At 73.8% G+C, this 14,386-nt stretch carries 12 protein-coding genes and 1 pseudogene; 6 read left to right on the plus strand and 7 right to left on the minus strand.

Annotation, left to right across the window (positions count from 1 at the left end; translation table 11 throughout):
• Positions 1–17: 17 nt before the first annotated feature.
• The 4 genes from Q5694_RS00635 to Q5694_RS00650 all read right to left on the minus strand — a co-directional run bounded on the left by Q5694_RS00635 (position 18) and on the right by Q5694_RS00650 (position 6,248).
• Positions 18–2,927 carry an ATP-binding protein gene (locus Q5694_RS00635; protein WP_333929947.1) on the minus strand — a complete coding sequence of 970 codons (2,910 nt, stop codon included), beginning with the start codon at positions 2,925–2,927 and terminating at the stop codon, positions 18–20.
• A gap of 156 nt (positions 2,928–3,083) precedes the next feature.
• Positions 3,084–4,118, minus strand: coding sequence for a (-)-alpha-amorphene synthase (locus Q5694_RS00640; protein WP_333929948.1), 1,035 nt, complete (start codon positions 4,116–4,118; stop codon positions 3,084–3,086).
• Positions 4,102–5,457 carry a cytochrome P450 gene (locus Q5694_RS00645; protein ID WP_333929949.1) on the minus strand — a complete coding sequence of 452 codons (1,356 nt, stop codon included), beginning with the start codon at positions 5,455–5,457 and terminating at the stop codon, positions 4,102–4,104. The genes Q5694_RS00640 and Q5694_RS00645 overlap by 17 nt, the downstream gene beginning before the upstream one ends.
• A 386-nt stretch (positions 5,458–5,843) precedes the next feature.
• Positions 5,844–6,248 (minus strand): DUF779 domain-containing protein, encoded by a 405-nt coding sequence (locus Q5694_RS00650; protein ID WP_333929950.1) that lies wholly within the window; start codon positions 6,246–6,248, stop codon positions 5,844–5,846.
• 109 nt (positions 6,249–6,357) lie between these two features.
• On the opposite strand from Q5694_RS00650, the pseudogene Q5694_RS00655 reads away from it, so the two are divergent.
• A pseudogene (locus Q5694_RS00655) lies at positions 6,358–6,699 on the plus strand (hypothetical protein); the annotation flags it as partial.
• Positions 6,700–6,754: 55 nt separating this feature from the next.
• Here Q5694_RS00655 and Q5694_RS00660 read toward each other — a convergent pair.
• Together Q5694_RS00660 and Q5694_RS00665 are read right to left on the minus strand one after the other, a co-directional pair.
• Positions 6,755–9,160 (minus strand): SpoIIE family protein phosphatase, encoded by a 2,406-nt coding sequence (locus tag Q5694_RS00660; protein WP_333929951.1) that lies wholly within the window; start codon positions 9,158–9,160, stop codon positions 6,755–6,757.
• Positions 9,161–9,317: 157 nt separating this feature from the next.
• On the minus strand, positions 9,318–9,953 hold the full coding sequence (locus Q5694_RS00665; protein WP_333929952.1) for a LysE family translocator: 636 nt from the start codon (positions 9,951–9,953) through the stop codon (positions 9,318–9,320).
• A 110-nt stretch (positions 9,954–10,063) separates the two neighbouring features.
• Between Q5694_RS00665 and Q5694_RS00670 the strand changes: the two genes are divergently transcribed.
• The 3 genes from Q5694_RS00670 to Q5694_RS00680 all read left to right on the plus strand — a co-directional run bounded on the left by Q5694_RS00670 (position 10,064) and on the right by Q5694_RS00680 (position 12,227).
• Positions 10,064–10,516 (plus strand): Lrp/AsnC family transcriptional regulator, encoded by a 453-nt coding sequence (locus Q5694_RS00670; protein WP_333929953.1) that lies wholly within the window; start codon positions 10,064–10,066, stop codon positions 10,514–10,516.
• A 455-nt stretch (positions 10,517–10,971) separates the two neighbouring features.
• Positions 10,972–11,625, plus strand: coding sequence for a DUF5701 family protein (locus Q5694_RS00675; protein WP_333929954.1), 654 nt, complete (start codon positions 10,972–10,974; stop codon positions 11,623–11,625).
• A gap of 83 nt (positions 11,626–11,708) precedes the next feature.
• The gene (locus Q5694_RS00680; RefSeq protein WP_333929955.1) at positions 11,709–12,227 is read left to right on the plus strand and encodes a MarR family winged helix-turn-helix transcriptional regulator; all 519 of its coding nucleotides are present in this window, start codon (positions 11,709–11,711) and stop codon (positions 12,225–12,227) included.
• Between the two features lie 53 nt (positions 12,228–12,280).
• Here Q5694_RS00680 and Q5694_RS00685 read toward each other — a convergent pair whose 3' ends face one another.
• Entirely contained in the window at positions 12,281–12,760 is a 480-nt protein-coding gene (locus Q5694_RS00685; protein WP_333929956.1) for a carboxymuconolactone decarboxylase family protein, read from the minus strand.
• A gap of 113 nt (positions 12,761–12,873) precedes the next feature.
• Between Q5694_RS00685 and Q5694_RS00690 the strand changes: the two genes are divergently transcribed.
• Together Q5694_RS00690 and Q5694_RS00695 are read left to right on the plus strand one after the other, a co-directional pair.
• Complete coding sequence (locus Q5694_RS00690; RefSeq protein ID WP_333929957.1) at positions 12,874–13,860, plus strand: pirin family protein; 987 nt, start codon at positions 12,874–12,876, stop codon at positions 13,858–13,860.
• Between the two features lie 34 nt (positions 13,861–13,894).
• Positions 13,895–14,236, plus strand: coding sequence for a GNAT family N-acetyltransferase (locus Q5694_RS00695; protein WP_333929958.1), 342 nt, complete (start codon positions 13,895–13,897; stop codon positions 14,234–14,236).
• The last annotated feature ends 150 nt before the right edge of the window (positions 14,237–14,386 follow it).

A 14,386-nucleotide genomic window follows, 5' to 3' on the forward strand; every position in this document is an offset into this window, starting at 1 on the left:
CGGGCCCGGGCGCGGTTTCACCGCCCCGGCCGTGGCGAGGTCCGCAGGGCGTCGGCCAGCCCGGCGGCGTCGGTGCCCAGTTTGCGGTACACCGAGGACAGTTGCCGGCGCACGCCCTCCTCGGTGATCCGCAGTTCCTTCGCCACCGCCGGCGCCGGATGTCCCCGGGCCGTCATCTCGGCGGCCCTGCGCTCGTGAGCCGTGAGCAGGTCGGACTGCGCGTACCGCAGGGGCAGCGGCCGCATCCCCGCCGCCGACAACTCCGCCCTGGCCCGTGCGGCGAGGGCCTCGGCGCCGCAGTGCACCGCCCCCTCCAGGCCCCGGTAGAGCCGGTCGGCCGCCGTCTGCACCCGGCCGTTGCGCGACAGTGCCGCTCCGTGGCCGACCAGGGCGCGGGCGAGTTCGTAGCCCGCGGGCGACCGTTCGAGATGGTCGACGGCCTCGTCGTACAGCGCGAGCGCGGCCGGCCCGCCGGTGACGTCGGCCAGTGTGTGCAGCGCCTGTCCGACGATCGAGGCGGCACCGAAGTCGCGTGCGCGGCGCACGGCCTCCTCGGCGTGGCGGACGGCCTCGTCGGGGGCCGTCGCGGCGAGCGCGGAGGCCAGGTCGAGCTGCCACGGGCACCAGGCGGGGTTCCGCCAGGCCCGCCGGTCCAGCCAGGCGCCGACCCCGGTGAGCAGGGGCACGGCCTCCGCCTGCCGGCCCTCCGCGATGAGCAGCTCCGCGTACACGGTGCGCGGGTCCGGGTAGATCACGGCGTTCGGCACCTCGGTGGCATACCGGGACCCGTCCGCCAGCCGGCGTGCCTCGGTGACGCGCCCGCGGGCCAGCAGCGTCTGGATGAGGACGCCGAGCGCGAACCACCGGGCGGGGACCGCCCCCTCCACCTTCTCGGCGATCCGCAGGCCCTCCCGGACCAGGTTCTCGGCCTCGGCGAGACACCCCCGGCGGTAGCGGATGTAACCCGCCAGGGTCTGCCCCAGGGCCAGGTGGGAGCCGCGCCAGCCCTTGCTCACGCATTCGGCGATGCCCTTGCTGAACAGCTCCTCGGCCCGCCGCGGCCGGTCGCCGTACATGAACACCAGAGCGACGGAGACGGGGACTTCGAAGCCGCGGTTCTCGTCGGTCCAGCTCATGCCGCCGTCGAGCGCCTTCTCGGCGAAGGCGAGGGAGGTCTCCCGCGGTTCGCCGCGCTTCATGGCGTCCCAGGCGCGCAGGCCCAAGATGCAGCGCTCCTCCAGGCTGCGGCCGGGCAGTTGCGCGGCCAGCCGGGTCAGGGCGCGGGAGTGGGCCGGTGAGTCGACGTCGTCCGTGCGGACCATGCTCCACACGAAGTGGTCGGCCTGCATGCGCAGTCGCACGCGGGGGTGGGCGGCCTTGCGCGCCTCCTCGGCGGCGACGGTGGCGGCCTCGGCCAGCTGGTCGGTGTGGGCCAGCGCCTGGGTGAGCGTGTAGACGATGGAGGCGTGCAGGTCGGGGTCGATGCCGGGTTCCGCCAGGGCCTCGCGCAGGTGGCGCACGGTGGCGGTGGGTTCGATCAGGAAGGTGCAGCACGCGAGTTCGTACAGGACCGAGGCCCGGTCCTCCGGCAGCGGAGGCTCCTGCAGCGCGCGGGTGAGCAGGCGTCGCGCGGCCTCGGTGGCGCCCGCGCGCAGGCTCTCGCGGGCGGCCTCGCGCAGACACGCCACCGCCTCGGGTCTGCCCTCGCAGGGCACTTCCAGCAGGTGCCGGGCGGCCGCGGTGGGATTTTCGCCCGCGGTGCGCAGCGACTCCGCGGCGAGGTTGTGCAGAAGGACCCGGAAACCGGAGCGGATGTGCCGGTAGACCGAGGTGGCGACCAGCGGGTGGACGAACTCCAGCTCGCCCTGCGGGCCCTCCCCGTCGGCCAGGATGCGGGCGGCGCGCAGGTCCGCGATCGCCTCGGCCGTGTCCTCCTCGCCGAGCACCGCGATGGCGGCGGCGCGCCGCGGGCAGAAGGGGGAGCCGAGGACGGCGGCGGTCTGCGCGAAGCGGACGGTTCTCGTGTCGAGCCGTTGCAGCCTCTCGTGCAGGCCCGGGCCCTTCACCGTCGCGGCGATCTCCCGCATGGCGGACAGGTCGCGCTCCGTGCCCCGCAGCTTCCGCTCACCCAGCCGGATGGCGAGTTCGACCGCCTCGAAAGGGCTGCCTCCGGTGACCGACCAGCACTCCTTGCAGAAGCGGTCCTCGGCCTCCTGCCCGAGTTCGTCCCTGACGATCCGCGTCACGCCGTCCGCGCTGAGGCGTTCCAGGGTGAAGGAACGTCTGCCGTGCCGTCCGGTGAGCGTGCGGAACGCCGCGCCCTCCGGCGGCAGTTCGTCGGGCCGGTAGGCGGCCACGATCAGCAGGGGCAGATCGTCGACCCGCGGGGCGAACGAGGCGAGCCAGCCCAGGGACTCGGCGTCGGCCCAGTGCAGGTCGTCCAGGAGCAGGACGGCGGGCGCCCGGCGGACGACGAGGCGGGTCATCACCCAGTCCAAACCCTCGCGCACACAACCCGGGTCGGGCAGCCGGGCGGCGCCCCCGGCCTCCAGGCCGAGGGCCGCCGAGACGATGTCGTACCAGCTGCCCAGGGCCTGGCGCAGTGTCTCCGTGTCCAGCGCCGCCAGCGAGGGCTGCACGAGCTGGCGCGCCACGTGGAACGCCAGCTTCTGGTCCTTCTCGCCGCCCCTGCCCGAGAACACGGTGAACCCGCGCGCCACGGCCCGGGCGCGGGCCTGTGTGACCAGCGCCGTCTTGCCGAGCCCCGCCGATCCGGTGAAGGCCAGGAGCCCACTGGTGCGGGGGCGCGGCACACCGTCGACCGCGTACCGCAGTTCCGCCAAGGCAGTGTCGAGGGCCCGCAGTTCGCGCGCACGCTCGAGCAACGGCCGGGTCTCGGGTAAGGGTTGCCCAAGATCCTGCTCCATGTGCCGCACCACTTTCTGTCGTCGGCCTCCGGGAGACAGGGCCGAGCGTATGCCCGTACAGGTGCGGTAATGGCCTGATATGACGGTCGCTGCAACTGGAAAGGATGAATCATGCGGAGGAGCGGCGGCCGGCTTCCCTCCTTCGGGTAATGTCGGTCAACCTTTCTTGCCTTGAGGGGACGGATCCGACCTCAGCGGTTCCGACGCCGCGTCCGCGTAGCGCGGCACGGTGCGGGACCAGTGGTAGCAGCCGCCGATCCAGCCGGTCAGTGCCTCCACGTAGCCGGCCCCGGCGGGGCTCAGCACCGGTGAGACGACGGCCCGCAGCCGCTCGACCTCGCGGATCGTGTCGTTGATCTGCCGTACGGCCAGCAGGACGGCCGCGGGCAGGGAGCACCGCCGGCTGCGCTCGTAGGCGAGCGCCACATTGATGACGCCGCCGGACCGCCGCTCCTTCACCGCCGAGAAGAGGTCGGGTATCCAGACCGCGGCGTCGGCCGACAGCCGGCTCAGCCGCCGCACCGCCGGATGGTGCAGCTCCTCGGGCAGCAGTTCGGCGGGCTGCGCCGCCTCGCACAAGGGGTGGAACGGCTCGACGCCGGCGGTCAGGGACCGTATGGAGCCGCACAGGTCGACCCGGGGCGGACGGGAGCCGGCCTGGGCGACCGCCTCGTACAGCAGTCCGTGCACGTACTCCCGGCTCTTCCAGGCCCAGCGTGCGGCCTGCGCCGGGGTGCAGCGCAGACGGACCTGGTCGAAGAGGTCGGCCAGGGCGGCTCCCAGCGCGGTGACGGGCGGCCGGCCGTCCCGCAGGACGCCGACGCTCTCGGTGAGCATCGGCAGCAGCGACTCCGGTGACTCCCGCCCGATCTCCTCCGCGCGGTCGTCGAACACGAACTGGTACGCGATCTGGTTCGCCGCGATCCGCAGCAGACCGGCGTCCATGTCCGGGCCGTTGTACGAGGCGAGTTGCGCGGGACGGGTCCGCGCGATCATCGCCGCGACCTCCGCTTCGCCGGTCAGCCCGCACTCGGCCAGCCAGAGGTCGACGCCCGCCGCCGCCTCGGCCTCGTAGGGGTTGCGGCGGAACGGGTAGGGCATGTGGAGGTGGGCGTCGATCAGCTCCACCAGGCTGGAGGCACAGGCGTCGCCCGGCTCTCCTACGGAGGTCTCCTCATGCGTGACCGACATGGCCGTCACCCGCCGTCCGTGCGCCCGGAGTATCGGTGGGAACCGCCTGCGCGGGCCGCGGCGCGCGGGCACGCGGCTCACAGGACATCACCAGGTCCCGCTGTCCGAGGGTGATCGCCGGGCGTTGCCGTTCGGCCCGCCCCGGCAGATGCCGAAGGCGCAGGCGGCTCGCGATGGTCGCGAGCACCAGCGTGGCCTCTGTCAGGGAGAACTCGTCGCCCAGGCACTTGCGGCCACCCGCGGAGAACGGCATCCAGGCGCGGCGCTGCTCGGCGGTGGTCCGCCCCGGCAGCCAGCGCTCGGGGAGGAACCGCTCGGGCTCGGGGAAGGTGCCGGGCGCGTGGTGCAGGAGGTAGGGGCTGTACAGCACCGTCGCCCCGCGGGGCAGCCGGCGCCCGGCCAGCTCCGTCCGTCCGGTGGTGACACGGGTGAAGAGCCAGCCCGGCGAGGTGTGGCGCAGCGTCTCGGAGATCACACAACGGGTGTAGGACAGACGCGGCAGATCGGCGGGGGTGGGCCGGGGCCGTCCTTCCAGCACGCTGTCGATCTCCTCGTGCAACCGGTGTTCCGCCTCCGGGTGGCGGCCGAGGAGCGCGAAGGCGTCGGCGAGACACAGGGCGGGCGCCTCGACGCCGGTGAGCAGCAGCGTGACCAGGTGGTCGTGGATCTCCTCCGCGGTGAGGTCCGGTGCACCCTCCTCGCCCCGGGCCGCCAGGAGGGTGCCCAGCACGTCGTTGCGGGGTGCGCCGCCGCTGCGCCCGGCGACGGCCGTGTCGATGATCGCGTGCATGCGCGCCACCGCCCGCCCGTAGCGCCGGTTGGCGGGGAGGGGTAAGCGGAAGAAGGCGTCGACCGGGGCTATCGTGCGGATGAACAGGCCGCGGACGATGACGGTCAGACAGTCCCGCACCTCCGCGGCGGTGGCCTCGTCCAGCGAGTCGGACAGCAGGACGCGGCTGATCACCCTCGTCGTCAACGCCGTCATCTCCGCGCTGACCGCGATGTCCCGCCCCGGCTGCCAGGTGCGGCAGGCGGCCTCCGCCTCCTCGACGATCAGGTCCGCGTACCCGGCGATCCGCGAGGGCCGGAAGGCGGGCTGCAGCATTCTGCGCTTGCCGCGGTGGGTGTCCTGACGGCAGGTCACCAGGCCGTCCCCCATGAGTTTGCCGAGCCTGTCGTACAACGGGCCGCCCTTGTCGAAGGTCCTGGTGTCCATGAGGACCCGGTGGACCAGCTCGGGGTGACACACCATCCAGGCGCGCTGCGGGCCGAGGCGCAACTCGACGAGATCACCGTGCTCGGGCAGGGAATTCAGAAACGCCAGCGGCCGGCGGGCCAAGGCGATACCGTGACTGAGGAAAGGGAATATGCCTGGTGCAGTACCGGCGGTCCACACCCGCTCGGTCTGGGAATCGACGCCGCTCATCGAAAACCACCTGTCCTGGTCGGCCGGCTCATTCGGTGACGGTTTCACCGACTCGATGCTCACCGAGTCCTGCCCAGTCCGCACGGGCCGCCGATCTGGCGAACCCTTTCTGCGAGGGGGCGCACGGATGCAAGAGGAAGCGCTGGGAGATCCATCGTCGAAGCGCGTTCGCGCGGGGATCGCATTCCGTGCGCCAGGTGAATACCCCGATGGCACCGCCCGCCCGGCATCGTGGAATTCGGCGAGGTTCCGAAAACGTTTCGGGCCGGCTGTCACCGGCCGGCCCGGGACCCCTCGGGCTACGCGATCCCGTCCGCGCCGGTCGGCAGGGGCGGCTCCGACTCGATCCGGCTCAGTTCCCCGTCCGTGAGGAGGCGGGAGCGCAGCAGGAAACGGACACCCTCGGGAGCCTCCAGCGAGAAGCCGCCGCCACGGCCCGGGACGACGTCCACGGTGAGGTGGGTGTGCGACCAGTAGCGGAACTGGTCGCCGCTCATCCAGAACGGGGTGTCACCGCCCACCCGGCCCAGCAGGACGTCCGAGGCGCCCACCCGGAACTCACCGCGCGGATAGCACATCGGCGCGCTGCCGTCGCAGCAGCCGCCGGACTGGTGGAACATCACCGGCCCGTGCGCGGCGGTCAGGCGCCGCAGCAACTCCTCCGCCGCGGGCGTCAGTTCGACACGTCCCGTACGCACGGTCATGCGGTCCCTCCCGGACACGGCGGGTGGCCAGTCGTCCAGTATCGGCACGCACGGGTGCGCGTCCGCAAGCCCCGTGCGCCGCCGCGCGCTGGTTGAACGGTGTGCGGCGATGTCGTGGTCGGGCAGGCCCGAGGGGCCCTGGCCACGGTGCCCGGCAGCGAGGCCGTGCGGCGCCCGGTGTCGCAGGGCGACGACCGGCCGCTGTGGCGGGGCCGGGCACACTTCCCCGACGCGCTCGCCGCCTGCGGCGAACGCGCAGTCGGCCGCCACGAGGAGGGGCTCGCCGCGCACGTGCCCGGCCTCGCCGGTGTCGTCTCCCGTACGGTCGACGCGCTGCGGGGCCCCGCCCGGCCGGGCGCACAGCCTCCTGCACCGGGACCTCGTGCCGCCGAACATCCCCGTGGACGCAGCGGGCGGGCCGGTCGCCGTCCTCGACTCCGGCTTCTGCACCACCGCCGGCGACCCCGCCTTCGACGCCGCGGTGACGGCCGCCGCCTGGGACATGCTCAGGTCCCGTCCGCCGACAGCGCCTGCTCGGCCCAGATGGTCTTGCCCGTGGCCGTCTGACGGCTGCCCCAGCGCTCGGCGAGCTGCGCGACGAGCAACAGCCCGCGTCCGCCCTCGTCGAAGACCCGGGCCCGGCGCAGGTGCGGTGCGGTACTGCTGCCGTCCGACACCTCGCAGATCAGGCTCGCGTCGCGGATCAGCCGCAGCTCGATGGGGGCGCCGCCGTACCGCAGCGCGTTGGTGACGAGTTCGCTGACGATCAGCTCGGTCGCGAACTCGGCCTCCAGCAGCCCCCATTCGGCCAGCTGCTCACCCGCCATCTTGCGTGCCCGGGCCACCGCGGCGGGCTCCGGCGGCAGTTGCCAGGTGCGCACCCGCCCGGCGTCGAGCGCGGCCGTGCGGGCCAGCATCAGCACGATGTCGTCGGCGGGCCTGCCGTCCAGCAGGGTGTGCAGAACCCGGTCGCAGGTCTCGTCCAGCGTGCCCGCACGGTCGCCCAGCGCGCGGCACAGCAGGCCGACACCGTTCTCGATGTCGTGCTCCGGAGTCGTGACGAGACCGTCGGTGTAGAGGGCGAGCAGGCTGCCCTCCTCCAGTTGCAGCTCCACGGCCTCGAAGGGCAGACCGCCCAGACCGAGCGGCGGCCCGGCCGGCAGGTCCATCAGCCGCACCGCGCCGCCGGGGGTGACCAGCGCGGGTGGCGGGTGCCCGGCGCGGGCCGCGGTGCAGCGCCGGGAGACCGGGTCGTACACGGCGTACAGGCAGGTGGCGCCCACCTGCCCGGACTGTGCGCCGGACCCGCGCGCATCGGGCCCCTCCTCCCGGTCCAGCCGGATGACCAGGTCGTCCAGCTGGGTGAGCAGCTCGTCGGGCGGGAGGTCGACGTCCGCGAGCGTGCGGACGGCGGTCCGCAACCGGCCCATCGTGGCCGAGGCGTGCACGCCGTGCCCCACCACGTCCCCCACGACCAGGGCGACCCGGGCGCCGGACAGCGGGATGACGTCGAACCAGTCGCCGCCGATGTCCGCGCCGGAGCCGGTCGGCAGATAGCGGTAGGCGACGTCGACGGCCGCCAGCCGCGGCGGTCTCCGCGGCAGCAGGCTGCGCTGGAGCGCCAGTGCCGTGCGGCGTTCGCGGGTGTAGCGGCGGGCGTTGTCCACGCTGACCGCCGCTCGGGTGACGATCTCCTCGGCGAGCAGCAGATCGTCCTCGCTGAACGGCTCCGCCGTGCGGTGCCGCAGGAAGTGGACCAGGCCCAGGGTGACTCCCCGGGCGCGCAGCGGCGCCAGCATCACCGAGTGGATCATGTGCCGGGCCACGCTCTCGGCCCGGGCGGGGGAGGACGCGATCCACTCCCGCAGCTCCGGATCGCCCGGCCGGTGGCGCGTGGCCCGGCCCCCGGCCAGGGTGCGCAGCGGAAGCGTCCCCACCGGGTAGCGGGTGGTGCCGCCGGAGGGGACCACCGACTCCGGGCAGCCCTCCAGCACCGACCGCTGCGCGGTGCGCCGCACCGTCACGGATGTGTCCCGCGGCAGCGGCCCCGGCTCGTCGCCCACGGCGACGGACTCCAGCAGGTCCACGGTGACGAAGTCGGCGAACCCGCCGGCCACGGCGACCTCGGCCAGCTCCTCGGCCGTCCGGGTGACGTCGAGGGTGCTGCCGATCCGGGTGCTGGCCTCGTTGAGCACGACGAGCCGGCGGCGGGCCCAGTACTGCTCCGTCGTGTCGAACACCGTCGCCGACATGCCCCGTACGGCGCCGGTCTCGTCCTTCAGCGGCGACATGAACATCGACCAGGCGTGCCGCCGGATCTCGCCCGGCGCCTTGCTGCGTCTTTCGTGGAAGATCGTCTCGCCGGTGCGCAGGACCTCTCGCTGGAGTCGGTCGTACTCGTCGAAGGGCGGGTTGGGCTCGATCTCCCACAGGGTCAGGCCCTTCATCTCCTCCTCGGTCCGGCCCATGACCTCGGCCATGGCCTCGTTGGCGGCCACCAGCCGGGCGTCCCGGTCGTAGACCGCCACCGGCACCGGCAACTGGGCCAGCGCGAGGTCCCACAGGGGGAGCGTGGCCGGCTCCACCGGACCGGTCCGGTGGACCGGCGCCGTCCCGGTCACGAGCCACAGCCGCCCGCCGTCCGCGTCCAGCAGCGGCGTTCCCTGCAGCCGGACCACGACGCGGTCGCCGTCCCGGTGCCGCAGCGCCACCTCACCGGCCCAGCGGCGCCCGTCGGCCAGATGCCGCCGCGTGGACTTCGGGAGCCCGGCGGCGAGCAGGTCCGTCACGGGCCTGCCCACCACGTCGGCGGAGTCGAAGCCGAGCAGCAGGCGGGCGCCGTCGCTCCACACCATGACCGCCCCGCCGGCGTCGACGACGACCGCCAGGCCCTCCGGTACGCGTCCCTCCACGGTGCCTCCGCTGTGACGCCTCTCGACCGCTCACGGGTTCCTGCCCCGATTGTCGCGCCACCGGCCGCCGCGGGCGCGCTCGCAGCGGGACTCTCCGGCGACCGGCCCGGCGGCGGAACGCGCGGAGGCTCTCCGCGACCGCCGGGCGGCGCACGGCTCAGGACCAGGCGGCCGTCAGGCGCCCGGCCAGCAGGACGGCGCCGATGCCGATCATCAGCACCCCGGAGACCCGGGTGACCGCACGGGCCGCGGCCGGCCGGGCCCGGAGGACCGTACGGGCCAGGACGCCGACGGCCAGGTACACGACGGCGCACACGGTCATGTGCAGCGCGCCCAGCAGACCGGTCTGCCCGGCGACGGGCCAGCCGCCCGCCGGGTCGATGAACTGGGGGAACAGCGAGAAGTACAGCAGCAGGGCCTTGGGATTCAGGCCGCTGGTGCCGGCACCCTTGAGCATCACCCGCAGTGGCGAGGAGCCGTCCGGGCCGCTCGCCTCCCCGGCGGGAGCGGGCGCGGCGGGCTGCCGTAGCTGGCTCGCGCCGAGCCACACCAGATAGCCCGCCCCGGTGACGGTCAGGGCGGTCAGCAGGGTCGCCGACCCGGCCACGACCACCACCAGGCCCGCGACCGCCAGCAGGGTGTACCCGGCGTATCCCGCCACCAGTCCGGCCACCGCGGGAACGACCGTCCGGTCCCTCAGACCGGCGGTGACGGCGTAGGCCCAGTCCGCGCCCGGGGTGAACACCAGCAGCAGATCCATGGCCAGGAAGGCCGCCAGCGTCGTCGTGTCCATGAAGCGTCCCTCTCACGTGCCGTGGTGCGAGAGGAAGGCTAGGCCGGACCGGGCCGAAAGTGTTCCTTTCTTTACTCCTTGATCGCGGGATCTGAGGCAGAATCTTCTCCATGGATGCCCTGGACCGGAAGATTCTCACCGAGCTGCAGCGGGACGGCCGTCTCACCGTCACCGAGCTCGCGGCCCGCGTGCAGCTCAGCGTCTCGCCCTGCCACCGCCGGCTGCGCGATCTGGAGCGCCAGGGTGCGATCCGCGGGTACCGCGCGGTGGTGGACCCCGGGGCCGTGGGCCTGAACTTCGAGGCGCTGGTCTTCGTGACGCTGCGCTGGGAGGACGCCGACACGGTCTCCGCGTTCGAGGAGGGCGTCGCCGCCGTCCCGCACGTCCTCCAGGCACAGCGCCTGTTCGGCGACCCGGACTACCTGCTGCGGGTGGCCACCACCGATCTCGCCGCCTTCCAGCAGCTGTACGACCGTCAACTCGCCCGCCTGCCCGGCGTGCAGCGCCTGAACTCCACGCTCGTCATGAAGCACGTGGTGGACGACCGCCCGTTGCCCGAGTGACCCCGGGCAGGTCACCGGCCGGATGTGCCCCGACGTCCGGGCCGACATCCCGGCGATCGACGTGCCCGCGCTGGCTGCTGTGGACCCACGCCGAGGAGGTCGACGCGGCGGTCCTCGCCTTCCCGGCCGAGTGAGCGACATCCCCCTCGATCCGTTCCCGCACCGCCGCGGCCGGGCCGGGTGACACGGTGGGTTCCAGCAGGTCCGTGTCGTCGGCGACCGCCCCCGGCCCGCTGCCCGCACGAGCTGGTGCCAGGCGGAGGCGGGACCGCGGGGGAGTGGCTCCGGACGCAGCGGCCGGAGGGCGTGATGTCCCGCGAGCGGCCGGGGCGGGCCCGTCCGGCACGGCCGGCGCGATGGCGTGAACCGCGCAATCCCGTGACGCGGAAGGGAACACTTCCGTCCGCCCCCTCGTTTCCCCGGGGCTCACCCTTGCCGCCGACTCGAGGAGCGTCATGCCCCACACCGCGCCCGCCCCGTCCACCCTCCTCCCCGCGCTTCCCGCCCCGAGCGCCCAGGCGGAACGGCTGATCGAGCTGGGAGTGCATGACATCGCCGGACTGGCCGCCGACGCGATCCGCGACTTCGCCGCCCGCGCGGGCACCGAGGGCTCCCTCCTGGCCGTGCACCCCGACCTGGCGCCCGCCTCCGCCCTCGCGCCCCTGCTGCGCCGGGACGGCAAGCAGGGATTCGTGGTGGTCGACATGCCCGACGTGGACGCGTTCACGCCCTGCGCCGTCGAACTGCCCGACGCCGCCCTGTACCTCGTCTCCGGAGTCGACCGGGGCGACCACATGTCCAACTGGAGCCCGGACGAGGCGCTTCCCGCCCTTCAAGCGGAGCACCGCACCCCGCTCGTGCTCACCGAGGGCATCCACTGGATCCTGCAGCGGCCGGAGGTCCTGGAACGCAACCGCTGCTTCATGACCATCGGCTCCCGGCTGCGCAAGGCCGACGGCACCCTGGACGCCCGCACCCCGGCCGTGTGGATCAGCAACGGCACCGGCCGCGACGGCCGCGAGCGCCGCAACGCCCCGAAGGTCGGCTGGTGCTGGTGGAACAACCGCCACACCTGGCTCGGCTTCGCCTCCGCGGCGGGCCGCGACTGAGCCGGTCCGGCCCGGTCCGAACCCGGGGGCGGCCCGCCCGCACGGCAAGTGGATGATCTGTCACCCATGCCTACACTCTTCCCATGGCGGAGACAGTGCGTTGGCTGACGTCCGAGGAGCAGCGCGCGTGGCGCGGCTTCGTCCGCTTGCAGGAGCGGCTCGGCGGGCGCCTGGGACGGCTGCTGCAGTCGGAGTCCAAGATGTCGTCGGCCGACTTCGCGGTGCTGGTCCACCTCACGGACACCCCGGACGGGCGGCGGCGTCACCAGGACCTGGCCCGCGCGCTGGAGTGGGAGAAGAGCCGCATGTCCCACCACATCGCGCGGATGGCCGGGCGCGGCCTGGTCGTCCGGGAGGAGTGCCCCGAGGACGGGCGCGGCGCGTTCGTCGTGATCACCGACGCCGGGCGGGCGGCGATCGAGGCCGCCGCGCCCCGTCACGTGGCGGCCGTGCGCGCCCTCTTCCTGGACCACGTCACCCCGGCCGAACTCCGCGTGCTCGCCGAGCTGTCCGAGCGGGTCCTCGCCGGGATGGACGAGGAGGACGGACGCCGCCGGGCGAACGGGGAGCGCGGACGCCGTCGCGCGGACGGGGAGAGCTGAAGCCGCCGGGGAAACGGGCGGACACTGCCGGGCGACCGGGGGGACGGGCGCCGTCAGGCGCGGCGCACGGGGTGCCCGCTCATGACCGACACGCGGTTGAACGCGCCGATGGTGATCGCCACCCAGATCGCCGCGGAGATCTGCTCCTCGGTCAGCACCTCGCGGGCCGCCGCGTAGGCGGACGTCTGCGCGGCCGTGTCCGTGGGGTCGTTCGTCGCCTCGGCGAGTTCCAGGGCCGCCCGCTCCACGGGAGTGAACACGTCCGTCTCCCGCCAGGCGGGCAGGACCCCCAGCCGCTGTGCGGACTCACCCGCCTCGAGGGCCTTGCGGGTGTGCAGGTCGAGGCAGTAGGCGCAGCCGTTCAGCTGGGAGACGCGGAGATTGACCAGCTCCACGGTCGTGCGGTCCAGCCCCGCCCCGGCGGCCGTCGCCTTGACCGCCTCGGAGGCCCGCACCATCGCCCGGAAGGCCTGGGGACTCTGCTTGTCGACGAAGATCCTCGGATGTGCGGGGCCGGTGGTCCGGTCGCTCACGTCACGCCTCCCTCGGGGTCGCCCGGACGCGGCTGCGCTGTGCCGTGGCCTCCGACCTGCCTGCGTGGCATCATAGTTGATGTGACAACCAGAGCGGGCGAGGGGTGGTCCCGGTGAGCAACGTGGAAGCCGAACCGGTGGCGCTGAAGTGCGGGACGACGGCCCGCGAGGCCGGCGCCGGGCACGGCGCCGCGGTCGAGGTGCTGTCGGCGCGGGAGGTGCCGCTGGGCGGCCCGCGCGCCCTCTTGGTGCGCCGGACCCTGCCGCAGCGCGCCCGCACCCTGATCGGGGCCTGGTGCTTCGCGGACCACTACGGCCCGGTCGACGCCTCCGGCACGGGCATGGACGTGCCGCCGCATCCCCACACCGGGTTGCAGACGGTGAGCTGGCTGTTCAGCGGGGAGATCGAGCACCGCGACTCGATCGGCACGCACGCTTTGGTCCGGCCCGGTGAGATGAACCTGATGACCGGCGGGCACGGCATCGCCCACTCGGAGGTCTCCACCCCCCGCACCACCGTCCTGCACGGTGTGCAGCTCTGGGTGGCCCTGCCCGAGGAGCACCGGCACGCCGCCCGTGACTTCCAGCACCACGTGCCCGAGACGGTGCGCCGCGACGGGGCCGAGATCAAGGTCTTCCTCGGCTCGCTCGCGGGCAGCACGTCACCGGTGCGCACCTTCACACCCCTGCTCGGCGCCGAGATCGTCCTCGGGCCGGGCGCGGCGCTCACCCTCTCCGTCGACCCCGCCTTCGAACACGGCCTGCTCGTGGACAGCGGAGACGTCCGCCTGTCCGGCACGGCGCTGCGCCCCACGGACCTCGGCCACCTTCCCTGCGGCACGGACAGCCTGACCGTGGCGAACGACTCCGCGACCCCGGCGCGCACGGTCCTGCTCGGGGGTCCCCCGTTCGAGGAGGAGATCGTCATGTGGTGGAACTTCATCGGCCGCAGCCACGAGGACATCGTCCGGGCGCGCGAGGACTGGCGGGCGCAGTCCGACCGCTTCGGCAGGGTCGAGGGCTACCCCGGCGGTCGTCTGCCCGCCCCCGCCCTGCCGAACGCCGTCATCACCCCGCGCCGCAACCCCCGGCGCCACTGACCCCGGCCACCGACCTGCGTACGAAAGGCGTTCCATGACCGAGTCGCCCTCCGCCGTCCCCGCCGTGCAGCGGGTGGACGAGCGGCAGCGGTACGAGATCCTCGTCGACGGCCGGCGTGCCGGGCTGACGGCCTACCGCGACCGCGGCGAGCAGCGCGTCTTCTTCCACACCGAGATCGACGACGCCTTCGCCGGCCGCGGTCTGGCCTCGGAACTGGTCGGCCGTGCGCTCGCCGATGTGCGCGCGTCGGGCAAACGGATCGTGCCGGTGTGCCCGTACGTGGCCAAGTACCTGAAGAAGCACGGGGAGTTCGCCGATATCACCGACCCGGTGACACCGGACGTCCTGCAGTGGCTGGACGGCGAACGGCGCTGAGCGCACCGGCTGCGCCGCCGCCGCGGGGGGCGTCCGCGAGGGGCTCGGGCACGGCGTGGCCCTGGTCGGGCAGGACGACCTCCGCCGTGTCGTCCTGCCCGAACGCGACCGGCCGGCCGGGACGCCGCCGACGACGCGGACGCCGGGGTG

It is taken from the genome of Streptomyces sp. AHA2, assembly GCF_036857595.1.
Lineage (GTDB): Bacteria > Actinomycetota > Actinomycetes > Streptomycetales > Streptomycetaceae > Streptomyces.